A 23,492-nucleotide genomic window follows, 5' to 3' on the forward strand; every position below is an offset into this window, starting at 1 on the left:
CGGCTAGAATTTCGATTAGGTAAATTCATTTCACTATGCGTAACGCCGAGTCGGGGCTCGACTCTAGCGCAGCACGCGAAGAAAAGGCAATCCCGATGAAGCTCGCGACGTACAAGGACGGTTCCCGAGACGGCCAGCTGGTGGTGGTGTCGCGCGACCTGGCGACGGCCCATTATGCGACCGGCATCGCGGGCCGGCTGCAGCAGGCGCTGGACGACTGGGGCTTCATCGCGCCGCAACTGCAGGACCTGTACGAGACGCTGAACGGCGGCAAGGCCCGCCACGCGTTCCCGTTCGAGCCGCAGCGCTGCATGGCGCCGCTGCCGCGCGCGTACCAGTGGGCGGACGGCTCCGCGTACATCAACCACGTGGAACTGGTGCGCGCCGCGCGCAAGGCGGAAGTGCCCCAGACCTTCTACACCGACCCGCTCATGTACCAGGGCGGCAGCGACGACTTCCTGGGCCCCTGCGACGACGTGATCGTGCCCAGCGAGGAGTTCGGGATCGACTTCGAGGCCGAGATCGCGGTGGTCACCGGCGACGTGCCGATGGGCGCCACGCCGGACCAGGCGCTCGAGGGCATCCGCCTGGTGATGCTGGCCAACGACGTGAGCCTGCGCAACCTGATCCCGGCCGAACTGGCCAAGGGTTTCGGCTTCTTCCAGAGCAAGCCCGCGACGGCCTTCAGCCCGGTGGCCGTGACGCTCGACGAGCTGGGCGACACGTGGCAGGGCGGGCGCGTGCACCTCACGCTGCAATCGACCTGGAACGGTCGCCGCGTCGGCATGTGCGAGGCCGGCCCCGAGATGACGTTCCACTTCGGCCAGCTGATCGCCCACATCTGCAAGACGCGCAACGTTCGCGCCGGGAGCATCGTGGGATCCGGCACCGTGAGCAACAAGGGCGTGGAGCAGAACGGCCGGATGGAATGGCCCAAGGGCTACAGCTGCATCGCCGAGAAGCGTGCGATCGAGACGATCCAGGACGGCAAGCCGTCGACCGAGTTCATGAAGTTCGGCGACACCATCCGCGTCGAGATGAAGGGCAGGGACGGGCAGACGATCTTCGGGGCGATCGACCAGAAGATCGCGGGTCCGCAGGGTTGAGGCGCAAGGGCCTTTCCGGCGTCCTTCAACTTCGTTCCACAACCCGGGCATTCAGCGCGTCTGCCTCCGCGGCAGTCGCGGCACTGTGCCCCACGTCACTTCACACTCCTCAGTCGCGCAATCACAGTCATGCGCTCTTGAAAGGAAGCATGACATGCGACGTTCTATGCTGCGTCTCCTTGCATCGTTGCCGCTGGGTGTTCTTGTGGGGGCGTGTGGAGGTTCAGGCGGAAGTGACCCCGTCGGTCCCGCCCCGGCGCCTCCTGCTCCGCCGCCTGCGCCAAATGCGACATTGCCGTCGTTCCTCTACGTCGCGAACCGCGATTCCTCGGACATATCGATCTTTCAGCTGAATGTCGACGGGTCTCTCGATCCTGTGGGGCCGGCAGTTGCCGCTGGCCAAGAAGTAAGCTCAGTTGCAATCCACCCATCCGGCAAGTTTGCATATGCCCTGAACTCGCGATCCAACAGCATCGGTCTGTATGAACTCGATGCGGACAGCGGCGGGCTCTCCTTTCGGCGAGAGTTCGGCACAGGTGCGCGACCGGAGCAAATGCTGATTCACCCATCCGGACAATTTGCCTTCGTGTCCACCACCAGCATCGGAAACATCGGGCTTTACAGCATTGATGGTGCGACGGGTGATTTGGAGGAGAAGCACCGACTGCATGCTGGAGCGACGGTGACACGCATTGCCATGCATCCTTCCGGAACCTCCGTTTATTACGGATCTCCGGGAGATGGTGTCGTTCTGAGGTTCGAGTTCGATCAGGCCAACCTCCGATTGATCCTGCGCGAGAGCGCGCCTGCGGTTCCAAACCCCTTCGACATTGCGATCACGCCAACTGGCAATTTCGCGTATGTCTGTAATGTCTTCAATTTCATGACGATCTATCCGGTCGATGCTGTCACGGGAGCATTGGGAAGTGGGAGGTCCGCTCCGGTAGTTGGCGCGTTCTTCGTGGCCGTTGATCCGATGGGGCGTTTTGCCTATGCTGCGATGCCGAATCTCAACAAGGTTGAGGCATTCGTCATCGGGGACTCAGGAGAGTTGAGCAGTGCGGGAGCGGTCACGACACCATCGCCGGCTTCTTTGACTGTGGATCCCTCGGGCAAGTTCGTCTACGTGGCGAACGGGGCGGCTAATACCATTGCCGCTTACACCATCAATCAAGCCAGCGGCGCACTGGAGCCGCTCGGGATACCGGTCGCTGCCGGATCCGGTCCATCAGGTTTGATCGTAGTCAGCCTCGCCGCCTGACAGGCAGGTCGGTGCGCTGCAGTGTGCGGGGGAGGGCCTACTGCCGCTCACCCCGTTCCTCGAGTGGCTTTGTAGCGCCACGTGTCAGTAGACCATCCAGGACGGCAAGTCCCCGACCCAGTTCATGAAGTTCGGCGACACCATCCGCATCGAGATGAAGGGCCAGGACGGCCAGACGATCCTCGTGCGATCGACTACAAGATCGCGCCGCCGCAGGTCTGATTCGTCCACGTCATCCCCGGGAAGGGGGGATCCAGGGCTCCCGGTGGTCCGCTGAAGGCGGACGCACTCGATTACCGCCTTCGCGGGAATGACGGCGATCGCGGATGACGGCTATCAGAGCCGCAACCATGGCGTGCCGGTCTCCTCGGCTTCCGCCTGCCCCAGCGTCTGCAGGAACGAATCGCACCACCAGTGCACGTCGTAGCGCGTGAGCGTCGCCAGCAGCGACTGGTGACGTTCGCGGCGTTCCTCCAGCGGCATCTGCAGCGCCAGGTGGATCGCCGCTGCCGTGCCCTCGGTGTCGTACGGGTTCACCAGCAGCGCTTCCTTGAGCTGTTCCGCCGCCCCGGCGAATCGCGAAAGCACCAGCACGCCCGGGTCCTCCGGGTCCTGCGCCGCGATGAACTCCTTGGCCACCAGGTTCATGCCGTCACGCAGCGGCGTCACCAGCGCCACGCGGCTGGCGCGGTACAGCCCGGGCAAACGCGCGCGCGCCACGGTGCGGTGCATGTAGCGCACCGGCATCCAGTCCAGCTCGCCGTAGTTGCCGTTGATCGAGCCGCACAGGCTCTCCAGCTCGTGCAGGATGTCGGTGTAGGCGCTGACGTCCTCGCGGCTCGGTGACGCGATCTGGATCAGCGTGGCGCTTTGCCGCGTTTCGGGATAGCGCCGCAGCAGCTCGCGAAAGGCGCGCATGCGCTGCGGCAGTCCCTTGGAGTAGTCCAGCCGGTCCACGCCCACCAGCAGCTTGCGGCGCGAGTATTCGCGCTTCATGCGCTCGTACATCTCGGCCGCCTCGGGCGCTTCGGTGACGCCCCTGAACTCCTGCACGTCGATGCCGATCGGGTACGCGCCCGCATGGATGGTGCGGTTGAACACGCGCCAGCGGCCTTCGCCCGCGGGTTGCGCCTTGGCCTCGGCCTGGATGTAGTCGCAGAAGTGCTCGTGGTCCGCCTCGCTCTGGAAGCCGACCACGTCGTACGAGCACAGGCCCTTGACCAGCCAGTCGTGGCCGGGAATGGCCGCCAGGATCAGCGGCGGCGGCAGCGGGATGTGCAGGAAATAGCCGATGCGCTGCGTGCAGCCCAGCGCGCGCAGCTCCGCGGCCAGCGGGATCAGGTGGTAGTCGTGCACCCAGATCACGTCGTCCGGCTGCAGCATCGGCAGCAGCCTGCGCGCGAACATCTGGTTCACGCGGCGGTAGCCTTCGATGTAGCCCGCGTCGAAGTCGGCGAGGTCCAGCCGGTAGTGGAACACCGGCCAGAGCACGCCGTTGGAGTAGCCGACGTAGTAGGCCTCGTAGTCCTCGCGATCGAGGTCCACCGTAGCCAGCGTCACGGGCCCGGCCTGCTGCACGTTCAGCTGCGGCTCCGCATCGCCCTCGGCGAGCTTGCCGCTCCAGCCGAACCACAGGCCGCCGCTGTTGTTCAGCACCTCGCCCAGCGCCACGGCCAGTCCGCCCGCGGCGGTCTTGCGCGGGTCCGCGACACGATTGGAGACGACGACCAGCCGCGACATGGTCACAGGGCCCCCACGCTTCTCACTTCGTGTAGTGCGCTGCCCCCCGAGGGGGCCTTCGCGACTTCGGGCGGCCGTGCGTCGCTCATCAAATCACCGTATCCCAGGGCGCCGACAGGCGCACCGCGGCGTTGATCAGGCCGACCATCGAATAGGTCTGCGGGAAGTTGCCCCACATCTCTCCCGTCTCGGCGTGCATGTCCTCGGACAGCAGCCCCAGAGGATTGCGGCACTTGAGCATCACCTCGAAGATCTCGCGCGCCTGCGGCTTGCGGCCGATGCGCGCGAGCGCGTCGATGCGCCAGAAGGTGCACACGTTGAACGCGGTCTCGGGCTTGCCGAAGTCATCCGCGGCCTCGTAGCGACGCATGTACGGCCCGTCGCACAGCGTCGTCTCCAGCGCGTCGACGGTCGACACGAAGCGCGGATCGCGCGGGTCGATGAAGTTCACCTCCGCCATCAGCAGCGCGCTGGCGTCGAGGTCGCGGCCGCCGAAGCTTTCGGCGAAAGCCTTGCGCTGCTCGTTCCACGCCTCGCGCAGGATGCGCTCGCGGATCGTGTGCGCGCGCTCGGCCCAGTAGTTGGAACGGTCCTTCAGCCCCAGCGTGGAGGCCACCTTGGCGAGCCGGTCGCATGCCGCCCAGCTCATGAGCGCCGAGGAGGTGTGGATGCGCGCCCGCGTCCTCAGCTCCCACATGCCGGCATCGGGCGTGTCGTAGATGCGGAAGGCCTGCTCGCCCACCGCTTCGAGCGAGGCGAACTCGGCGCGGCCGGCGCGGCGCAGCAGGCGGTGGTCGTGGAACGCCTGGGCCGCGCCCAGCACGATGTTGCCGTACACGTCGTGCTGGAAGTGCTCGGCCGCCTGGTTGCCCACACGCACCGGGCCCATGCCGCGGTAACCGGGCAGGTGCTCGAGGATCGCTTCCGGCAGCTGCTCCTCCTGCCCCACGCCGTACAGCGGCTGGATGTGGCCGCCGCGCGAGCGGACGATGACATTCGTCAGCCAGCGCAGGTACTCCTCCATCGTCGCCACTTCGGAGATGCTGTTCAGCGCCCGCACGACGAAGAACGCGTCGCGCAGCCAGCAGTAGCGGTAGTCCCAGTTGCGTCCGCTGTTGGCCGCCTCCGGGATGCTGGTGGTCATCGCGGCGATGATGGCGCCGGTGTCCTCGAACAGCGACATCTTCAGCGTGATCGCCGCGCGGATCACCGCGTCCTGCCACTCCAGCGGCACCGCCAGCGCGCGCGACCAGTTGCGCCAGTAGGCCGCGGTGTCCTGCTCGAACGAGCGCGCGGTTTCCTCGATGCCGCCGGTGAGCGTCTCGTCCGGCCCCATGATGAAGTTCAGCGGACGGTCGACGACGAAGAAGGTCTCGGACAGGATGTAGTCGATCGGCGCGTCGGTGTTCACGCGCAGCGTCTGCGCCGTGCCGACGAAGCGGATGTGGGTGCTGCCGCGGGTGACGTCGGGCTTGTGCCGGCCCCAGTCGAACTTGGGCCGCAGCACCACCCGCATGCGCGGCGTGCCGCCCAGCACGCGAACCCGCCGGATCAGCGTCAGCGGCCGGAAGGTGCGGCCGCGGCTCCAGAAGCGCGGCGCGAAATCGGTGATCTCGATGCCCTGGCCCTGCCGGTCGTAGAGCCGGGTGTGCAGGATGGCCGTGTTGGGCTCGTAGTGGTGCTCGCTGCGCTCGAACTCCTCCAGCTCGAAGGCCCACAACGAAGCGTTCTCGCTCGGGTCCAGCAAGCCGTTGAACACCGGGTCGCCGTCGAAGCGCGGAAGGCAGCACCAGACGATGCTGCCGCGCTCGTCGACCAGCGCGCTGAAGCCGCAGTTGCCGATGACGCCCAGGTTCAGGTTCTGGATCGAGGTATTGGCTTTCATGCCGAAGCTTTCCGGGCGACCTTCATGGCCACCGCGTTCTCGAATTCGAGGTGCAGCGCGCCGGGGTTGGGCAGGCGCTGCCAGGCGACCGTGGGGCCTTCGCCGACCTTCACGCCGAGGCCGCCCAGCCGCTGCACCGCGGCGAAGCCCGCCTCGTCGGTGACGTCGTCGCCCACGAAGACCGGGATGCGCCCCGCGAACGGCCCTTCGCGCAGGAAGGCCTCGATCGCGCTGCCCTTGGTGGCGCCGCCCGGCTTGGCTTCCACGACCATCTTGCCGCGCAGCAGCGTCAGGCCGGGGGAGCGCTCGACGGCCTCCTGCAGCGCATCGAGGCACTCCTGTTCCAGGTGCGGCGCCTGCCGGTAGTGCACCGCGATCGACCGGTCCTTGTGTTCGACCAGCAGCTGCGGATGCCGCGCCTCGAGTGCGGCGGCGGCGCGCTCTACGGCATCGAGTGGATGCGGCGGCATCAGATCGACGGCTCCGTCCGCCGCGCGCCGCTCGGCGCCATGCACGCCGGCCACGGGAAGGTGCAGCGGGTGCAGGAACTGGTCGATCTCGCGGATCGGGCGGCCGCTGACCACCGCCACGGCGCCCCCGAGGTACTGCTGCAGGGTGCTGAGCGTGGGCACGAGGCTGGAGGGGACCACCACCGCGCCGGGTTCCGGCGCTATGTCCACCAGCGTGCCGTCGAAGTCCAGGAACAGCGCGCAGGCCGGACTCAGGATGTCCACGAAATTCATGGATAGCGACCGTAACACTGCGGGCTGGAGGACGGCAGCCCCGCGGGCCGTCTCAAGCGGTAGGAGCGCTCCTACAGCCCGATGCGCTTGCGCAGAAGGTCAGGGCTTCGAGGTGGAATAAGCTTTCCGTCCCGCAAGACGACCGCACACCATGATGGACTACTCGCGCTACAGCACGCTTTCGATCAGCCGCCGCGGGCCCGGCGATTCGGTGCTGGACATCGTCATGCGCGCGGCCAACGGCAAGCTGCCGACCGCGGGCCATGAAGGCCACCGCGAACTCGCCGAGATCTGGCGCGATGTGTCGGCCGACGACAGCGTGCGCTGCGCCGTGCTGCGCGGCGAGGGCCAGGGCTTCTCGGGTGGCGGCGACCTGTCGCTGGTGCAGGACATGGCCGGCGACTTCGAGGTGCGCAGCCGCGTGTGGAAGGAAGCGCGCGACCTGGTCTACAACGTGATCAACTGCGACAAGCCGATCGTCAGCGCGCTGCACGGCCCGGCGGTCGGCGCCGGCCTCGTGGCCGGGCTGCTGGCCGACATCCCGATCGCCGCGCGCGACGCGAAGATCGTCGACGGCCACACCCGCCTGGGCGTCGCGGCCGGCGACCACGCGGCCATCGTCTGGCCGCTGCTGTGCGGCCTGGCCAAGGCCAAGTACTACCTGATGCTGTGCGAGCCGGTCAGCGGCGAGGAGGCCGAGCGCATCGGCCTCGTCGCACTGGCGGTCGAGCGCGAGCAGCTGCTGCCCAAGGCCTATGAAATCGCGGACCGGCTGGCGCAGGGCAGCCAGAGCGCGATCCGCTGGACCAAGTACTCGCTCAACAACTGGCTGCGGCAGGCCGGCCCCAATTTCGACACCTCGCTCGCGCTGGAATTCATGGGATTCGGCGGGCCGGACGTGCGCGAAGGCATCGCTTCGCTGCGGGACAAGCGCGCGCCGCGGTTCCCCGGCGCGTGATGTCACGGTCGAGCTCGACCAGCGGACCTGGCGTACTTTCTTGTTTGCTGTCGCGCCACACGCGCGTCGCGAAACCCATAATGGCCGCCATGCAGCGCCTGCGCCAAGCCCGCTTCCTCGCCCGCCTCGTGCTGGCGTGGTTCGCGCTGGCGATCGGTGTGGCTGTCGCGTCTCCGGTGGTGCAGCCCAAGTCCACCGAGCTGGTGTGCAGCGGCGGCACCATGAAGCTGATGGTGCATGGCGAAGCGGACGAGCCGGCCACGTCGCACGCGCCGGACTGCCCGCTGTGCGCCACGACGGCCGCGCCGCCTCCCGTGAGCATCGCGCTCGAGAAGCCCTCGCCGCTGGCGCATGCCGTCGAGCCGGTCGCCGCCGCGCGCCTGGCCGCGCGCATCGGCGCACCCCTGCCCGCTCGCGGGCCGCCTTCGCTCTCCTGATCCGCTGAAAGCGTTCCACGCGCCGCCCGCAAGAAGGCGGGCGTGGCCCCCGTTTCCGGTCAGAGGAGCTTGCCGTGATCCGAACACGCGCGGCCGCCGCGCTGGCGGCCGCATCCCCCTTCATCTGCGCGCCGCCGGCGTGGCCGCAGGACGCTCCGGCGCGCTCGCTGGGCGTGGTCACCGTCACCGGGGGCCAGCCGACCTCGTTGCCGACGCAGATCCCCACCACCATGGAGGGCATCGACCGCGAGCAGATCGAGCGCACCATCAACGCGACCGACAGCGGGGACGTGCTCCGCTACTTCCCGAGCCTGCTGGTGCGCAAGCGCTATCCCGGCGACTACAACCACGCCATCCTGTCCAGCCGCGCGTCCGGCACCGGCAACAGCGCCCGCTCGCTGGTCTACGCGGACGGCATCCTGCTGTCCAACCTGCTCGGCAACGGCGTCGGCGGCCTGAGTTTCCCGCCGCGCTGGGGGCTGGTGACGCCGGAGGAGATCGAACGCGTCGACGTGATGTACGGCCCGTTCTCCGCCGCCTACCCGGGCAACTCGGTGGGCGCGGTGGTGGAGTACGTCACGCGCCTGCCGCGCCGGTTCGAGGCGCACGCGGCGGCGAGTTACTCGCTGCACCCCTTCGAGCTGTACGGCACGGCCACGACCTACCGCACCTGGCAGACCAGCGCCTCGCTGGGCAACCGGGCGGGGGACTGGACGTGGTGGTTCAACGTGAACCGGCAGGACAGCGAAGGGCAGCCGCTGACCTTTCCGACGCGGCTGGTCTCCAGCGGAACGGCCGCCGGGGCCGGTGTCCCGGTCACGGGCGTGGTGCTCACGCGCAACAGCGCCGGCCAGCCCTGGTACGTGCTGGGCAGCGCCACGGAGTACGCGAGCCGCCAGGACCACCTGAAGGCCAAGCTGGCGTATGACTTCCCCGGATCGATCCGCGCGGCCTACACGCTGGGCTGGTGGGAGAACACGACACGCGGGCGCTCGGCCTCGCACCTGCGTGATGCGGGTGGCAACGCGGTGACCAGCGGCCCGGTGCGCATCGACGGGCTCTCGTTCGCGCCGCTGACCGGAGCCGATTTCCCGCTCACCGACGAGCGCCTCACGCACTACATGCATGGCCTCTCGGTGAAGAGCCGGACGCAGGGCGTGTTCGACTGGGAGGTTGCCGCAAGCCGCTACGACTACCACCGCGACCACAAGCGCCAGAACGCCGCCGGCAATCCCCCGCCCGCCGCGGAGAGCGGCGGGCCCGGCACCCTGGCGGACGGTGGCGGCACCGGCTGGACCACGCTGGCGCTGCGCGGCACGTGGCGGCCGGACGGGATGCGCGGCGCGCACATCGTCGACTTCGGCCTGCAGCGCGACGACTTCGAGCTCGCCTACCTGACGTCCAACATCGCGGGCCAGTGGCGCGCGGACCCGCCGGGCAGCGTGGCCAGCAACGTCGGCGGCCGCACGCAGCTCACCAGCATGTGGGCGCAGGACGCCTGGTCGTTCGCGCCTCGCTGGAAGACGGTGCTGGGGGCGCGGCTGGAACGCTGGCGGGCCTTCTCCGGCTTCACCGTGATCACGCCTGCCGTCGACACGGCCTGGCCCGATCGCAGCGACACCCATGTCTCACCGAAGATCGCGGTGTCGTGGCAGTGGCGGCCCGACACAGTGCTCAAGGCGTCGCTGGGACGTGCACTGCGCTTCCCCACCGTGGCCGAGCTCTACGGGGCGACCTCCACGGCGAACGCGCAGTTCATCAACGACCCGGATCTGCGGCCCGAACGCTCCTGGACGGGGGAGCTCACGGCCGAGAAGGAACTCGCGAACGGGCTGCTGCGGCTGACGTACTTCGCCGAGGAGACGCGCGACGCGCTGTACAACCAGACCGTGTTCGACGCTGCCGCCAACCGCAACGTCACCCGCGTGCAGAACGTGGGGCGCATCGCCACGCAGGGTCTTGAGTTCGCGTGGAGCGCCACGGACGTGGCGCTGCCCGGCCTGAACGTCAACGCGAGCACGACCTTCGCGCACTCGGAGATCCGCGAGAACGCCGGCTTCGTCACGACGCCGGGCGACACGGTCGGCAAGCGCCAGCCCAACATCCCACGCTGGCGCGCGACGGCGGTGGCCGACTACCGCTGGAACGAGCGCTGGACCACCTCGGTGGGCGCGCGGTACAGCAGCCGCCAGTTCCGCACGCTGGACAACAGCGACATCAACGGTTATTCGTACATGGGCGTGAGCCGCCTGTACGTGATCGACGTGCGCGCCCGGGTGCAGATCGACAAGCGCCTGAGCGCCGCCTTCGGCATCGACAACCTGAACAACAAGACGTACTGGAACTTCCACCCCTACCCCCAGCGAACCTTCTTCGCCGAACTCAAGGCCGACCTATGAAAACCCCACTCCTGATCCCCTTGCTTGCCGCCGCCCTCGGCGCGACCGGCGCCGCTTCGGCGCATGTGGTGCTCGAATACCAGGTGGCGCCCGCCGACAGCAGCTACAAGGCGACCTTCAAGGTCGGCCACGGCTGCGAGCAATGGCCGACGCGGCAGGTGAGCGTCATCATCCCGGCCGGCGTGACCGGCGCGCGGCCGATGCCCAAGCCGGGCTGGTTGCTCGACGTGCAGTACGGCAAGCTGGCGCAGCCGGTCACGTCGCACGGCCGCACGATCACCGAGGACGTGGTGCGCGTGACGTGGACCGCGCGCACGCCGGCCGACATGCTGGCGACGAATCATTACGACGAGTTCGTGCTGGTGGCGCGCACGCCCGGCACGGCGGGCACGATCTACTGGCCGGTGAACCAGGTCTGCGAGAGCGGCCGCATCGACTGGGTGGAAATCCCGCGCGAAGGCCGCAAGCTCTCCGACCTGAAGGCCCCCGCGGCCGCCCTCGAAATCATGCCGGCCGCGGGGAGCGGCGGGCACCGTCACTAAGGAGCCGACATGAAGACGATCAAGACCTTGCTGGCCGCCACGGCCATCGCATGCGGCGCGGCCGCGTGGGCGCAGTCCTCCGCGCCCGTGACCGTGCTTGCACCCTGGGCGCGCGCCAGCGTGCAGGGGCAGCGCGCCTCCGGCGCCTTCATGACGCTGGTGGCGAAGGAGCCGCTCACGCTGGTGGGCGCGTCGACGCCCGTGGCGGGCTCGGCCGAGCTGCACGAGATGAAGATGGAGGGCGACGTGATGCGCATGCGCCAGGTCGATTCGATCCCGATGACGTCGCGGGAGCCGCTGCAGCTCAAGCCCGGCGGCTACCACCTGATGCTGATGCAGCTCAAGGCCCCGCTCGCGCCCAACACCAGCATCCCGGTCACGCTGACGTTCAAGACCGCGTCGGGCGAGCAGCGCCAGCTGGCCGTTCAGGTGCCGGTGTCGACCACGCCACCGAAGGAAGCCGGCGCCCACGGAAGCCACCACAAGCATTGACACCGATGCTTTCGCTTTGGCGGGCTGCCGCGCCGGCTGTGCGCGCGACGGCCTGCTAAGCTGGCGTTCATCCCCCTCGACCGGAGGCCGCCATGAGCGACGACAACGCCCCGATGGGCTTCACCAAGTTCGTTCCCGGTTTCGACTTCCTGCAGAACCTGGCCAAGGGCGCGAGCCAGACGGTTCCCCAGATGCCCAGCCTGTCGAACTGGGTGGCGCCCACACTCAACGTCGAGGAGCTGGAAAAGCGCATCGGCGAACTGCGGGCGGTGCACTTCTGGCTGGACCAGAACTCCAAGGCGCTGAGCGCCACCATCCAGGCGCTCGAAGTCCAGAAGATGACCCTGGCGACGCTCAAGAGCATGAACTTCAACATGAACGAGATGGCGGAGGCGCTGCGTCTGAAGACCGCCGATGCAGTGGCGGCGATGCAGAAGGGTTCCGAGGCCGCGATGCAGAAGGGAACCGAGGCGGCCGCGAATGCCGGGGGTGCGGCTTCCGGTGCCGCGAAAACGCCGCGCGGCAAGGCCGCGGCCCAGGACGGCGCAGCCGCCAGGCCGGCATCCAACGGCGTCGTCGATCCGCTGCAATGGTGGACGGCGCTGACGCAGCAGTTCCAGCAGATCGCGGCCGATGCGTTGAAGGACGCCACTCGCACCGGCACGGACGCCGCACGCAACATGGCGACGACAGCGGCCAAGGAGTCCTCCAAGAGCGGCGCTGTCGAGGGTGAGGCCAAGACCACGACCGCTGCCAGATCGACTCCGGCCAAGAAGGCCCGCAAGGCACCCTCGCGCCGCCGCTCCGCAGCCGACAAGACATGAAGCTGTTCCCGTTCGCGCATGCCACGCATCCGCAGTGGCCGATGGCCGCTGGGCTGGTGCTGGCGCAGCTGCGCGCGCAGATGGCGCTGCCCGAATACGCGGCGTCGCCCACGCTGGCGCTGCTGTACATCACCGACCACTACGCGCCCCACGCGCACGACATCCTCGACCACCTGGGCGCGGAGCTTCCCGAGATCACCGACTGGTCCGGCACCGTGGGCATCGGCATCTCCTCCAGCAACATCGAGTACTTCGACGAGCCTGCGCTGGCCGTGATGCTGTGCGCCGTGCCGCCGCACCAGTACCGCGTCTTCTCCGGCGTCGCTCCGCTGGGCACGGGCGAGGGCATGGGCTTCGAGCCGCACACCGCGCTGGTCCATGCCGATGCGAGCACGCCCGACGTCGGCGAGCTGATCGCGGAGATGGCCGCGCGCACGACCACGGGCTACCTGTTCGGAGGACTTGCCGCCAGCCGCAGCTCGGCGGTGCAGTTTGCGATCGGCGGCAACGGCAACATCAAGGGGCAGGGCCATGCCGGGGGCGTGTTCCGCGGCGGTCTGTCGGGCGTCGCTTTCGCTGAAAGCGTGCGGCTCGTCTCGCGCGTCACGCAAGGCTGCCAGCCGCTGGGGCGCGAGCGCGTGGTCACCGGGGCGGAGGGCAACGTGCTGCTCACGCTGGACGACGAGCCCGCGCTCGACGTGCTGCTCGATGAAGCGCGAATCTCCCTGGAGCGCCCGCAGGCCGCGATGTCGACGTTGCGCGCGACGCTGGTCGGCCTGACTTCGCCGGGCGCCGACGTGATCGGCCGCACCGGCACCTTCGGCGCCGACGTCGAGGTGCGCCACATCATCGGCCTCGATCCGGGCCGGCGCGGCGTGGCGGTGGCCAGCAAGGTCGAGACCGGCATGCGCATGGCTTTCTGCAACCGCAACGCGCAGGCCGCGCGCGCCGACCTGATGCGCATCTGCGCCGAGATCCGGGAGGAACTCGAGCCGCAGGAGATGCCGCTGACGGCGGCCGCAGCGCTGGCGGCGCCCGAGGCGCAGTCCGCGCCCAATCCGCAGCGGCGCATCGCCGGCGCGGTGTACGTCAGCTGCGCCGGCCGCGGCGGTCCGCACTTCGGTGGCCCGAGCGCGGAGCTGCAGATCGTGCGGCGTGCGCTGGGCGATGTGCCGCTGGTCGGCTTCTTCGCCGGCGGCGAGATCGCTCGGCACCACCTGTATGGGTACACGGGTGTGCTGACGGTGTTCGGCGGCTGAGGCGCTTCAGGAACGTCTGCGGCGTTCAGATGCCGCGCGCGCGATCGGCCCGGAACTGCCGCGCAAGTTCGGCGAACCGCCCGGCCTCCAACGCCTCCCGGATCTCCCGCATCAGGTTCAGATAGAAGTGCAGGTTGTGGATGCTGGCCAGCATCGGCGCCAGCATCTCGCCGCAGCGCTCCAGGTGGTGCAGGTAGGCGCGCGAGAAGCCGCCGCTCACGGTGCCGTCGGGGCGGGTCTCGCCCTTGCACGCGTAGCAGGTGCAGGTCTCGTCCAGCGGCCGCTCGTCGCTGCGATGGCGCGCGTTGCGGATCTTGAGGTCGCCGAAGCGGGTGAACAGGTGGCCGTTGCGCGCATTGCGCGTGGGCATGACGCAGTCGAACAAATCGACGCCCTGAGCGACACCGTCTACCAGGTCCTCCGGCGTGCCCACGCCCATCAGGTAGCGGGGCTTGTGCGCGGGCAGGCGGTGCGGCGTGTGCGCCATGATGCGCAGCATGTCCTCCTTGGGCTCGCCCACGCTGACACCGCCGATGGCGTAGCCGGGGAAGTCCATGTCCACTAGCGCGGCGAGGGAGGCCTCGCGCAGGTGCTCGAACATGCCGCCCTGCACGATGCCGAACAGCGCGTTCGGGTTCTCCAGTCGCGCGAACTCGGTCTTGCAGCGCGCGGCCCAGCGCAGGCTCAGCTCCATCGAGAACCGGGCCTCGGCTTCGGTCGTGACGTGGCCCTTGGTCTCGTACGGCGTGCACTCGTCGAACTGCATGACGATGTCGCTGTTGAGCGCGGTCTGCACCTGCATCGACACCTCGGGCGTGAGGAACAGGCGGTCGCCGTTGACGGGCGACGCGAACTTCACGCCTTCCTCGCTGATCTTGCGCATCTCGCCCAGGCTCCAGACCTGGAACCCGCCGGAGTCGGTGAGGATGGGCCGTTCCCATCGTTCGAAGCGGTGCAGCCCGCCGAACTGCGCCAGCACGTCCAGGCCCGGCCGCATCCACAGGTGGAAGGTGTTGCCCAGGATGATCTGCGCGCCCATCTCCTCGAGCGATCGCGGCGTCACGCCCTTGACCGTGCCGTAGGTACCCACGGGCATGAAGATCGGCGTCTGCACCACGCCGTGGTTGAGGGTGAGGCGGCCGCGGCGGGCCAGGCCTTCGGTGGCCAGGAGGTCGAATCGAAGCATGTCAGGTCGGGGCGCGCTCGAGGAGCATCGAGTCGCCGTAGCTGAAGAAGCGGTAGCGGTGCGCCACCGCGTGGCGGTACAGGGCGGTGATGCGGTCGTGGCCCGCGAAGGCGCTCACCAGCATCATCAGCGTGGAGCGCGGCAGGTGGAAGTTGGTGACCATCAGGTCGACCAGGCGGAAGCGGAAGCCGGGCGTGATGAAGATGTCGGTATCGCCTCTCGCTTGGCCGGTGAGCGCCCAGCTTTCCAGCGTGCGGACCGTGGTGGTGCCCACCGCGACGATGCGTCCGCCCTGCGCTCGCGTGCGTGCCACCGCTTCCTGCGTGGCCGCAGGGACGTCGTACCACTCGCTGTGCATGCGGTGTTCGGCGATGTTCTCGGTCTTGACCGGCTGGAAGGTGCCCGCGCCCACGTGCAGGGTGAGGCTGGCGCGGCGGATGCCGCACGCATCGAGGCTGGCCAGCACCTGCGGATCGAAATGCAGTGCGGCCGTCGGCGCGGCGACGGCGCCCGGCGTGCGGGCGAACACGGTCTGGTAGCGCTCGACGTCCTGCTCGGTGTCGGCGTGCTCGATGTAGGGCGGCAGCGGCACGTGGCCGTGGCGCTCCATCAGCGCATACGGGTCGTCGCTGAACGCCAGGCGGAACAGAGGCCCCTCGGCATCGGGCCAGCGGCCCAGGAGCGTGGCGGTGAAGCCACCCTCCATCGCGAGCACGGTGCCCACCGGCGGCTTCTTGCTCACCTTCATGTGGGCCACGACCTCGCCGCCCGCCAGCACGCGTTCGACCAGCAGTTCGAGCTTGCCGCCGGAAGGCTTCCCGCCGTACAGGCGCGCCTTGAGCACGCGCGTGTCGTTGAACACCAGCAGGTCGCCCGGGGTGAGCAGCGCGGGCAGCTCGCGAAACACGCGGTCCGCAGGCGGCAGGTGCCGGCCATCGAGCAGGCGCGAGGCGCTGCGCTCGGGCGCGGGATGCTGGGCGATCAGTTCGGGGGGTAGGGCGAAGTCGAAATCGCCCAGGGTGAAGGCACGCATGCTTGAGGGCCGGACATGACCCGTTCCAAGTTCTTGTGAGGGCAGAATTGTCCCATGCCCGCCACCGCGACCCTGTCGGCCCCGCAGAAGGCCCTGCAGAAGATGGGACTGGTGCGCGACATCGACCTCGCGCTGCACCTGCCGCTGCGTTACGAGGACGAGACCCGCATCGTGAAGCTGCGCGATGCACGCGAAGGCGAGACGGTGCAGTTCGAGGGCACGGTGACGGACAACCACGTCGCCTTTCGCCCGCGCCGGCAGCTGGTGGTGACCGTGGACGACGGCAGCGACACCTGCGTGCTGCGCTTCTTCTCGTTCTATCCCTCGCAGCAGAAGGCCCTGGCCGTGGGCAATCGTGTCGTCGTTCGGGGCGAGCTCAAGGGCGGCTTCATGGGTTGGTCCATGGTGCATCCGAGTTGCCGTGCCGCCGGCGGGGCGTTGCCGGAAGCGCTCACGCCGGTCTATTCGACGGTGGCCAGCCTGCCGCAGGCCTACTTGCGCAAGGCGGTGCAGAGCGGCCTCGTGCGGGCCGACCTGTCCGAGACAGTGCCCGCGGAATTGCTGCCGCAGCTGGGGCTGCGCGAGGCGTGGACGCTGCGGGACGCATTGCAGTTCCTGCACCATCCCGGCCCCGACGTGTCGCTTGCGGCGCTGGAAGACCGCAGCCACCCGGCCTGGCAGCGCCTGAAGGCGGAGGAGTTGCTCGCGCAGCAGCTGTCGCAGCTGGAAAGCAAGCGCGAGCGCGACGAGCTGCGGGCGCCTCGCCTTGCGGCGAAGGCCGGCGGGCTGCACGAGCAGCTGCTCAAGGCGCTGCCCTTCGCGCTGACGTCGGCCCAACGGCGCGTGGGTGAGGAGATCGCGGCCGACCTCGGGCGGCCCGTTCCGATGCACCGCCTGCTGCAGGGCGACGTGGGCTCGGGGAAGACCGTCGTGGCGGCGCTGGCAGCGGCCGTGGCCATCGACCCCGGCTGGCAGTGCGCGCTGATGGCGCCGACCGAAATCCTCGCCGAACAGCATTTCCGAAAGCTCATCGGCTGGTTGGAGCCGCTGCTGACGCCCCGGAGCCTCACGGTGGCGTGGCTTACCGGCGGACAGAAGAAAAAGGAACGCACCGAGATGCTGGAGCGCATCGCCAGCGGCGAGGCGGCGCTGGTGGTCGGCACGCATGCTGTGATCCAGGAGCAGGTGCAGTTCAAGCGGCTGGCGCTGGCCATCATCGACGAGCAGCACCGCTTCGGCGTCGCGCAACGTCTGGCGTTGCGCGGCAAGATGAACGAGCCGGGCCAGGAGCCGCATCTGCTGATGATGTCGGCCACGCCCATCCCGCGCACGCTGGCGATGAGCTACTACGCCGACTTGGACGTGTCCACGCTCGACGAGCTGCCGCCCGGCCGCACGCCCGTCATTACCAAGGTGGTGGCCGACAGCCGGCGCGAGGAGGTGGTGGAGCGCATCCGGTCGCAGCTGACGGAAGGCCGCCAGGTCTACTGGGTCTGTCCGCTGATCGAGGAGAGCGAGGCGCTGGACCTCACGAACGCCACGGCCACCCATGAAGCGCTGCAGGCCGCGCTGCCGGGCGTGATGGTCGGCCTGCTGCACTCGCGCATGCCGCCCGCGGAGAAGAAGGCGGTGATGTCGCTGTTTGCAGGCGCGCAGATGGGCGTGCTGGTGTCCACCACCGTGATCGAAGTCGGCGTCGACGTCCCCAATGCCTCCCTGATGGTGATCGAGCATGCGGAGCGCTTCGGCCTTTCGCAGTTGCACCAGCTGCGCGGCCGGGTCGGACGCGGCGCCGCGGCTTCGGCTTGCGTGCTGCTGTATTCGCCCGGCGAGAACGGGAGGCTTGGCGAGACGGCGCGGGCGCGCCTGAAGGCCATGGCGGAGACGAACGACGGTTTCGAGATCGCACGCCGCGACCTGGAGATCCGCGGCCCCGGCGAGTTCCTCGGCGCGCGGCAGTCGGGCGCGCCACTGTTGCGCTTCGCGGACCTGGCGACCGACACGCACCTGCTGCAGGCCGCCCGCGCACTGGCACCGCTGATGCTGGATCGCTTCCCCGACGACGCCCGGCGCCACGTCTCGCGCTGGTTGGGTGGAAAATCGGAATACCTGAAGGCCTGAACACGCCATGACGCTGACCGAACTCAAGTACATCGTGGCCGTCGCCCGCGAGAAGCACTTCGGCAAGGCGGCGGAAGGCTGTTTCGTCTCGCAGCCCACGCTCTCGGTGGCGATCAAGAAGCTGGAGGACGAACTCGAGGTCAAGCTGTTCGAACGCAGCGCCAACGAGGTCAGCGTAACCCCCTTGGGCGAGGAGATCGTGCGGCAGGCGCAGAGCGTGCTGGAGCAGGCCGCCTCGATCAAGGAGATCGCCAAGCGGGGGAAGGATCCCCTGGCCGGCCCGCTGAAGCTGGGCGTGATCTACACCATCGGTCCCTACCTGCTGCCGGACCTGGTTCGCCAGGCCATCGCGCGCACGCCGCAGATGCCGCTGATGCTGCAGGAGAACTTCACCGTCAAGCTGCTGGAGATGCTGCGCACCGGCGAGATCGACTGCGCGATCATGGCCGAACCCTTCCCCGACACGGGGCTGGCGCTCGCAGGCCTCTACGACGAGCCGTTCATGGCGGCGGTGCCGAGCAACCACCACTTCGCCGAGCGCAAGACGCTCACCGCGCAGGAGCTCAAGAGCGAGACCATGCTGCTGCTGGGCACCGGCCACTGCTTCCGCGACCACGTGCTGGAGGTCTGCCCCGAGTTCGCGCGCTTTTCCAGCGACGCGGAAGGCATCCGCAAGAGCTTCGAGGGTTCCTCGCTGGAGACGATCAAGCACATGGTGGCGGCGGGCATGGGCATCACGCTGGTCCCGCGGCTCTCGGTGCCGAAAGGCGCGCTCGATCCCAAGCCCAAGCGGCGCAGCGAGGACCAGGCGTTCGTCCGCTACATCCCGTTCGATGGGGATCCGCCGATGCGCCGCGTCGTGCTGGCCTGGCGCCGCAGCTTCACGCGCTACGAGGCCATCGCCGCGCTGCGCAATGCCATCTATGCGTGCGAGCTTCCGGGGGTCAAGCGGCTCTCCTGAACAGCGGCTGACGACGCGGCCGCGGCGCTGCCCTAACATTTGGGCATGCAACCCAAGGAACAGCTGTACCAGCCCGGCATCCTCGAGCCGGTGCCCGCCGTAGCACGCTTCGTTTCGTTCACCCTGGCCGACCCCAGCGTCGACGCGGCCGCCATCAAGGAGGCGCTGACGCGTCTGACCCCGCTGGTGGACGGCAGTGCGGTCGTGCTCGGCATCGGGCCATCGCTCGTGCGGGCGCTCGGGGCCGAGATCCCCGAGCTGCACGAGTTCCCCGACTTCTCGCGCGAAGGCGTCAAGGTGCCCTCGACCCCGGGCCCGCTGTGGTGCTGGGTGCGCGGCGAGGACCTGGGGCACCTGCTGCACCACACGCGCAAAGTGCAGAAGGCGCTGGCGCCGGCCTTCCACGTTCGCCACGTGGTCGACGGCTTCCGCCATGCGATGGGCGAAAGCGGCCATGGCCGCGACCTGACCGGCTTCGAGGACGGCACCGAGAACCCGAAGGGCGAGGACGCCGAGGAGGCGGCTTTCGCGCAGGGGAAAGGCGAGGGCGTGGACGGCTCCAGCTACGTGGCGGTGCAGCAGTGGGTGCACGACCTCGACGCGTTCGAGGCGCTGGGCGACATGGAGCGCGACCACCACTTCGGCCGGCGCCTTTCGGACAACGAGGAGATCGAGGACGCGCCGGAGACCGCGCACGTCAAGCGCACGGCGCAGGAAAGCTTCGATCCCGAGGCCTTTGTCCTGCGCCGTTCGATGCCGTGGATGATGAGCATGCAGGCCGGGCTGATGTTCGTCGCCTTCGGCAAGTCGCACGCCGCGTTCGAAGCGCAGATGCGGCGCATGGCCGGCCACGACGACGGCGTCGTCGACGCGCTCTTCCGCATCAGCAAGCCGGTGAACGGCGCCTACTACTGGTGCCCTCCGATGCGCGAGGACCGGCTCGATCTGCGCGGGCTCGGCCTGGGACTGTCCTGAGCGTGGGTGAGCGCATTCGTCTCTGGCTGGACCTGATCCGCTGGGACCGACCGGCGGGCTGGCTGCTGCTCCTGTGGCCGACTCTCAGTGCCCTGTGGGTGGCTGCGGACGGCTTTCCGGGCTGGCACCTTGTGGCGGTGTTCACGCTCGGGACCGTTCTGATGCGCAGCGCGGGCTGCTGCGTCAACGACGTGGCGGACCGCGAATACGACAGGCACGTCAAGCGCACGGCGCAGCGGCCGGTGACGTCGGGGCGGGTCAGCGTGCGCGAGGCCTTGGCTGTGGGCGCGGTGCTCGCATTGGTGGCGTTCGCGCTGGTGCTGACGACCAACACGGCCGCGATCCTGTGGTCGTTCGCCGCCCTCGCGATCGCAATGCTCTATCCCTATGCCAAGCGATTCGTCTCGATGCCGCAGGCCGTGCTGGGCATCGCCTTCAGCTTCGGCATCCCGATGGCCTTCGCCGCGGCGCAATCGCGCGTGCCGCTGCTGGCGTGGGTGCTGCTGCTGGGCAACCTGTTCTGGGTGCTGGCGTACGACACGGAGTACGCGATGGTGGATCGCGACGACGATTTGAGGATCGGCATCAAGACTTCGGCGATCACGCTCGGCCGCGCCGACGTGCCGGTGGTGATGGCCTGCTACGGCGCGTTCCTGGCGATCTGGTTGCTCGCGCTGGCGCCGCGTGAGCTGGGCGCGCCGTTCTACATCGGCATCGTTGCAGCAGTGGCGCAGGCGCTGTGGCACTGGCAGCTGATCCGCGAGCGCACGCGCGACGGCTGCTTCAAGGCCTTCCGCCTCAACCACTGGGTAGGTTTTGCGGTGTTCGCCGGCATCGCGGCCGGCTACGCGGTCAAGTAGCGGGCCTGTCGCGGCCGAATTCGGCGCCCAGTTCGGAGGCGCGCTTGCAGGCGGCGTGCATCGCCTGCACGAAGCGGTCGGCGACACCGGACTGCTCCATCGACGTCAGCGCGGCGTGCGTCGTGCCGCCCTTGGAGGTCACGCGTTCGCGCAGCACCGACGGTGGTTCGCTCGACGCGCGTGCGAGCTCCGAAGCCCCGCAGAACGTTCCGATGGCAAGTTGCTGCGCCGTTCCGGCGGGCAGTCCCATTTCCTGACCGGCGCGGGTCATCGCTTCGATGAAATAGAAGACATAGGCCGGACCGGAGCCGGAGAGGGCTGTGACCGCGTCGAGCTGCGCTTCGGCATCGACCCACAGTGTGGCCCCGGTGGGCGCGAGGACCTGCTCGACCAGCGCGCGATCGGGAGCGGACACGGCAGCGCGTGCGAACAAGGCCGTCATGCCGCGCCCGACCAACGCGGGTGTGTTGGGCATGGAGCGCACGATTCGCTCGGTGCCCAGCCAACGCGCCATGCTGTCCGAAGTGATGCCGGCCGCGACGCTCAGGTGCAGGGCCCCCCGGGCATGTGGCGCGACGGCGGCCGCCGCATCGCGAAAGGTCTGCGGCTTGACGGCCCACACGACGAGGTTCGCTTGCGCCAACGCGGGGCCAGCCTGCTCGCTGGCAGCCACGCCGAAATCCCGCGAGAGCCGCTCGCGCGCCTCCGCCCACGGCTCGACCACCTGCACGCGCGCGGCGGGCAGCCCCTTCTTCAGCAGTCCGCCGAGGATGGCGGTGGCCATGTTGCCGCCGCCTACGAAGGCGATGGCCGTGTCCTGGAAGTTCATGCGTCGTCCTGTGTTGGCTCGCCGCTTCGGTGCGGCAGGCGGGCAGTCTAGTCCTGCCGCGGAAGTCGCCCAGCCGATCGGGCCCGCGTGCACGCTGGGGGACAATCGGTCGCGATGACTCGAGAAGAAACGTGGGCCCGGCTGTCGTCGGCCGGGCCCTTCGACGTGCTGGTGGTGGGGGGCGGTGCGACGGGCCTGGGCGTCGCGCTGGACGCGGCCGCACGCGGATTTTCGGTGGCGCTGCTCGAATCGCACGACTTCGGCGGCGGCACGTCGTCGCGCGCCACCAAGCTGCTGCACGGCGGCGTGCGCTACCTGGCGCAGGGAAACATCGCGCTGGTGCGCGAGGCGCTTCACGAGCGCACTGTGCTGCTGCGCAACGCGCCGCACCTTGCGCAGCCGCTGGCCTTCGTCATGCCCTCGTACAAGCTGTGGGAGACGCCGTTCTATGGCGCGGGCCTGAAGCTCTACGACGCGCTGGCCGGCAGGGCGGGGCTCGCGCCGACTCGCTTCCTGAGCCGCGCCGAGACGCTGCAGGCGCTTCCGACGGCGCAGCCTGCCGGCCTGAAGGGCGGGGTCGAGTACTGGGATGGCCAGTTCGACGACGCAAGGCTCGCGGTGACGCTGGCCCGCACCGCCGAAAAACAGGGCGCGGTGCTGCTCAATTACTGCGCGGTGACCGGGCTTGTGCACGAGGGCGGCCGGACCGTGGGCGTGCGCTGCGAGGACCGCGAGTCGGGCCGCAGCGGCGAGGTCCGCGGCCGCTGCGTGATCAACGCTGCCGGCGTCTGGGTCGATCACCTCCGGCAGCTCGATGGCCAGGCGCTCGGCCGGCCGGTTCGCGCGATGGTGGCCCCCAGCCAGGGGGTGCACGTCGTCGTCGACCGCAAGTTCCTGCCCGGGCGGCATGCGCTGATGGTGCCCAAGACCGCCGACGGCCGCGTGCTGTTCGGCGTGCCCTGGCTGGGCAAGGTGATCCTGGGCACGACCGACACGCCTCGCGCCGACCTGCCGCGCGAGCCGCAGCCGTTCGAGGAGGAGCTGGCGTTGATCCTGGGCGAAGCGAAGCGGTACTTGGCGACCGCGCCGACGCTGTCGGACATTCGCAGCTTGTGGGTCGGGCTGCGGCCGCTGGTCCGGCCGAACGGCGACGACGGGGCCGCCACCAAGTCGATCAGCCGGGAGCACACCGTGCTGGTCAGCCGCTCGGGGCTGGTCACGGTGACGGGCGGCAAGTGGACCACCTACCGCGCAATGGCCGAAGACGTGCTGGAGCGGTGCTTCGCCGCGCGGCTCCTGACGCGAGCCAAGGCGGGAGTGACCACCAACTTGAAGCTGGTCGGCGGCGATGTCGCGCAAGGCGCCGCGGTGCCGGTGTGCGACCCGCCGGGCCTGCACGGCTACGGCTCCGAGGCGCCCCGGGTGCAGGCGCTGCCGGGCGCCGGCGCCGAACTGGGCGGCGGCCTGACGGAGGCGATGGTGCGGTTCGCCGCGCGCGAGGAATACGCCCGCACGGTGGAAGACGTGCTGGCGCGGCGCTCGCGCCTGCTGTTCCTGGACGCGGCGCTGGCGATGCGCCTCGGACCGGCGGTGGCGCGGCTGCTGCGCGAGGAAACCGGATCCGACCCGCGCGAAGTCGATTTCGCCCGGCTCGCGGCCGGCTACCTGCCCCAACGCCAGCCGGCCTGAGCCCCGCCACCGAGGCCGAGGTTTGACAAAGCCTGTGGATAAGGCATAATCGCGGGCTCGCCTGTTTTTGGGCGAGCTATCTGCCTTCCCGGAGGCGCCAGCAAAAGCGGAGCAATCCGCCGGCGCCGACGACAGGCCCAAGACTGACCTGATGTCCCGCCACGGGAATCGGAGCCCAAGCCTCCGGTTCGG

20 protein-coding genes and 1 pseudogene are annotated in these 23,492 nt (G+C 69.1%); 15 read left to right on the forward strand and 6 right to left on the reverse strand.

All coding sequences use genetic code 11. The features are described 5' to 3' along the window. The first annotated feature begins 95 nt into the window (after positions 1–95). The 3 genes and pseudogenes from EZ313_RS09845 to EZ313_RS23585 form a co-directional block, all read left to right on the forward strand. On the forward strand, positions 96–1,106 hold the full coding sequence (locus EZ313_RS09845; protein WP_135262985.1) for a fumarylacetoacetate hydrolase family protein: 1,011 nt from the start codon (positions 96–98) through the stop codon (positions 1,104–1,106). A 292-nt stretch (positions 1,107–1,398) separates the two neighbouring features. Continuing rightward, positions 1,399–2,367, forward strand: a complete 969-nt coding sequence (locus tag EZ313_RS09850) for a lactonase family protein (RefSeq protein WP_167772556.1) — start codon at positions 1,399–1,401, stop codon at positions 2,365–2,367. 91 nt (positions 2,368–2,458) lie between these two features. Further along, positions 2,459–2,589 (forward strand): annotated as a pseudogene (locus EZ313_RS23585) (fumarylacetoacetate hydrolase family protein); the annotation flags it as partial. A gap of 114 nt (positions 2,590–2,703) precedes the next feature. On the opposite strand, the gene otsA reads toward EZ313_RS23585, so the two are convergent. The 3 genes from otsA to otsB all read right to left on the reverse strand — a co-directional run bounded on the left by otsA (position 2,704) and on the right by otsB (position 6,735). Continuing rightward, positions 2,704–4,107, reverse strand: a complete 1,404-nt coding sequence (gene otsA, locus EZ313_RS09860; protein ID WP_135262987.1) for an alpha,alpha-trehalose-phosphate synthase (UDP-forming) — start codon at positions 4,105–4,107, stop codon at positions 2,704–2,706. A gap of 88 nt (positions 4,108–4,195) precedes the next feature. Further along, positions 4,196–5,992, reverse strand: coding sequence for a glycoside hydrolase family 15 protein (locus EZ313_RS09865; RefSeq protein ID WP_135262988.1), 1,797 nt, complete (start codon positions 5,990–5,992; stop codon positions 4,196–4,198). After that, positions 5,989–6,735 carry a trehalose-phosphatase gene (gene otsB, locus EZ313_RS09870; RefSeq protein ID WP_135262989.1) on the reverse strand — a complete coding sequence of 249 codons (747 nt, stop codon included), beginning with the start codon at positions 6,733–6,735 and terminating at the stop codon, positions 5,989–5,991. The genes EZ313_RS09865 and otsB overlap by 4 nt, the downstream gene beginning before the upstream one ends. A gap of 154 nt (positions 6,736–6,889) precedes the next feature. Here otsB and EZ313_RS09875 point away from each other — a divergent pair, with 154 nt between their 5' ends. The 7 genes from EZ313_RS09875 to EZ313_RS09905 all read left to right on the forward strand — a co-directional run bounded on the left by EZ313_RS09875 (position 6,890) and on the right by EZ313_RS09905 (position 13,646). Continuing rightward, a complete protein-coding gene (locus EZ313_RS09875) occupies positions 6,890–7,693 on the forward strand; it encodes an enoyl-CoA hydratase/isomerase family protein (protein WP_135263634.1) in 804 nt (267 codons plus the stop codon). 89 nt (positions 7,694–7,782) lie between these two features. Next, positions 7,783–8,130 (forward strand): DUF2946 family protein, encoded by a 348-nt coding sequence (locus EZ313_RS09880; protein WP_205960354.1) that lies wholly within the window; start codon positions 7,783–7,785, stop codon positions 8,128–8,130. 77 nt (positions 8,131–8,207) lie between these two features. Then, positions 8,208–10,529 carry a TonB-dependent receptor gene (locus tag EZ313_RS09885; RefSeq protein ID WP_420849306.1) on the forward strand — a complete coding sequence of 774 codons (2,322 nt, stop codon included), beginning with the start codon at positions 8,208–8,210 and terminating at the stop codon, positions 10,527–10,529. Beyond that, complete coding sequence (locus EZ313_RS09890) at positions 10,526–11,071, forward strand: YcnI family copper-binding membrane protein (protein ID WP_135262992.1); 546 nt, start codon at positions 10,526–10,528, stop codon at positions 11,069–11,071. Before EZ313_RS09885 ends, EZ313_RS09890 begins: the two co-directional genes overlap by 4 nt. Before the next feature lie 9 nt (positions 11,072–11,080). Continuing rightward, positions 11,081–11,563: a copper chaperone PCu(A)C gene (locus tag EZ313_RS09895; protein ID WP_135262993.1), complete on the forward strand. Its 483-nt coding sequence runs from the start codon at positions 11,081–11,083 to the stop codon at positions 11,561–11,563. Between the two features lie 92 nt (positions 11,564–11,655). Further along, the gene (locus EZ313_RS09900; RefSeq protein ID WP_135262994.1) at positions 11,656–12,387 is read left to right on the forward strand and encodes a PhaM family polyhydroxyalkanoate granule multifunctional regulatory protein; all 732 of its coding nucleotides are present in this window, start codon (positions 11,656–11,658) and stop codon (positions 12,385–12,387) included. Continuing rightward, the gene (locus EZ313_RS09905) at positions 12,384–13,646 is read left to right on the forward strand and encodes an FIST signal transduction protein (RefSeq protein ID WP_135262995.1); all 1,263 of its coding nucleotides are present in this window, start codon (positions 12,384–12,386) and stop codon (positions 13,644–13,646) included. The genes EZ313_RS09900 and EZ313_RS09905 overlap by 4 nt, the downstream gene beginning before the upstream one ends. A gap of 25 nt (positions 13,647–13,671) precedes the next feature. Here EZ313_RS09905 and tgt read toward each other — a convergent pair whose 3' ends face one another. Beyond that, positions 13,672–14,832: a tRNA guanosine(34) transglycosylase Tgt gene (gene tgt, locus EZ313_RS09910; RefSeq protein ID WP_135262996.1), complete on the reverse strand. Its 1,161-nt coding sequence runs from the start codon at positions 14,830–14,832 to the stop codon at positions 13,672–13,674. 1 nt (position 14,833) lies between these two features. After that, positions 14,834–15,865 (reverse strand): tRNA preQ1(34) S-adenosylmethionine ribosyltransferase-isomerase QueA, encoded by a 1,032-nt coding sequence (gene queA, locus EZ313_RS09915; RefSeq protein WP_135262997.1) that lies wholly within the window; start codon positions 15,863–15,865, stop codon positions 14,834–14,836. Between the two features lie 54 nt (positions 15,866–15,919). On the opposite strand from queA, the gene recG reads away from it, so the two are divergent. From recG to ubiA, 4 genes are read left to right on the forward strand one after another with little or no spacing between them, the layout of a single operon-like run. Then, on the forward strand, positions 15,920–17,986 hold the full coding sequence (gene recG, locus EZ313_RS09920) for an ATP-dependent DNA helicase RecG (protein WP_135262998.1): 2,067 nt from the start codon (positions 15,920–15,922) through the stop codon (positions 17,984–17,986). 7 nt (positions 17,987–17,993) lie between these two features. Continuing rightward, positions 17,994–18,947 (forward strand): LysR substrate-binding domain-containing protein, encoded by a 954-nt coding sequence (locus EZ313_RS09925; RefSeq protein WP_135262999.1) that lies wholly within the window; start codon positions 17,994–17,996, stop codon positions 18,945–18,947. 45 nt (positions 18,948–18,992) lie between these two features. After that, the gene (locus tag EZ313_RS09930) at positions 18,993–19,922 is read left to right on the forward strand and encodes a Dyp-type peroxidase (protein ID WP_135263000.1); all 930 of its coding nucleotides are present in this window, start codon (positions 18,993–18,995) and stop codon (positions 19,920–19,922) included. Further along, positions 19,919–20,782: a 4-hydroxybenzoate octaprenyltransferase gene (gene ubiA / locus EZ313_RS09935; RefSeq protein ID WP_420849307.1), complete on the forward strand. Its 864-nt coding sequence runs from the start codon at positions 19,919–19,921 to the stop codon at positions 20,780–20,782. Before EZ313_RS09930 ends, ubiA begins: the two co-directional genes overlap by 4 nt. Here ubiA and proC read toward each other — a convergent pair. Further along, positions 20,775–21,611 carry a pyrroline-5-carboxylate reductase gene (proC, locus tag EZ313_RS09940; RefSeq protein ID WP_135263002.1) on the reverse strand — a complete coding sequence of 279 codons (837 nt, stop codon included), beginning with the start codon at positions 21,609–21,611 and terminating at the stop codon, positions 20,775–20,777. The two genes, ubiA and proC, sit on opposite strands and share 8 nt — an antisense overlap. A gap of 114 nt (positions 21,612–21,725) precedes the next feature. Between proC and EZ313_RS09945 the strand changes: the two genes are divergently transcribed. Next, entirely contained in the window at positions 21,726–23,300 is a 1,575-nt protein-coding gene (locus EZ313_RS09945) for a glycerol-3-phosphate dehydrogenase/oxidase (protein WP_135263003.1), read from the forward strand. The last annotated feature ends 192 nt before the right edge of the window (positions 23,301–23,492 follow it).

Origin of the sequence: Ramlibacter henchirensis (assembly GCF_004682015.1) — a bacterium.
Classification (GTDB): domain Bacteria; phylum Pseudomonadota; class Gammaproteobacteria; order Burkholderiales; family Burkholderiaceae_C; genus Ramlibacter; species Ramlibacter henchirensis.

Coding starts and splice junctions, on each gene's coding strand:
- otsA (WP_135262987.1), bottom strand. CDS start 4,107: ATGTCGCGGCTGGTCGTCGTCTCCAATCGTGTCGCGGACCCGCGCAAG.
- EZ313_RS09895 (WP_135262993.1), top strand. CDS start 11,081: ATGAAGACGATCAAGACCTTGCTGGCCGCCACGGCCATCGCATGCGGC.
- otsB (WP_135262989.1), bottom strand. CDS start 6,735: ATGAATTTCGTGGACATCCTGAGTCCGGCCTGCGCGCTGTTCCTGGAC.
- EZ313_RS09925 (WP_135262999.1), top strand. CDS start 17,994: ATGACGCTGACCGAACTCAAGTACATCGTGGCCGTCGCCCGCGAGAAG.
- EZ313_RS09865 (WP_135262988.1), bottom strand. CDS start 5,992: ATGAAAGCCAATACCTCGATCCAGAACCTGAACCTGGGCGTCATCGGC.
- EZ313_RS09890 (WP_135262992.1), top strand. CDS start 10,526: ATGAAAACCCCACTCCTGATCCCCTTGCTTGCCGCCGCCCTCGGCGCG.
- EZ313_RS09900 (WP_135262994.1), top strand. CDS start 11,656: ATGAGCGACGACAACGCCCCGATGGGCTTCACCAAGTTCGTTCCCGGT.
- EZ313_RS09930 (WP_135263000.1), top strand. CDS start 18,993: ATGCAACCCAAGGAACAGCTGTACCAGCCCGGCATCCTCGAGCCGGTG.
- tgt (WP_135262996.1), bottom strand. CDS start 14,832: ATGCTTCGATTCGACCTCCTGGCCACCGAAGGCCTGGCCCGCCGCGGC.
- EZ313_RS09945 (WP_135263003.1), top strand. CDS start 21,726: ATGACTCGAGAAGAAACGTGGGCCCGGCTGTCGTCGGCCGGGCCCTTC.
- proC (WP_135263002.1), bottom strand. CDS start 21,611: ATGAACTTCCAGGACACGGCCATCGCCTTCGTAGGCGGCGGCAACATG.
- queA (WP_135262997.1), bottom strand. CDS start 15,865: ATGCGTGCCTTCACCCTGGGCGATTTCGACTTCGCCCTACCCCCCGAA.
- EZ313_RS09880 (WP_205960354.1), top strand. CDS start 7,783: ATGCAGCGCCTGCGCCAAGCCCGCTTCCTCGCCCGCCTCGTGCTGGCG.
- recG (WP_135262998.1), top strand. CDS start 15,920: ATGCCCGCCACCGCGACCCTGTCGGCCCCGCAGAAGGCCCTGCAGAAG.
- EZ313_RS09905 (WP_135262995.1), top strand. CDS start 12,384: ATGAAGCTGTTCCCGTTCGCGCATGCCACGCATCCGCAGTGGCCGATG.
- EZ313_RS09875 (WP_135263634.1), top strand. CDS start 6,890: ATGGACTACTCGCGCTACAGCACGCTTTCGATCAGCCGCCGCGGGCCC.
- EZ313_RS09845 (WP_135262985.1), top strand. CDS start 96: ATGAAGCTCGCGACGTACAAGGACGGTTCCCGAGACGGCCAGCTGGTG.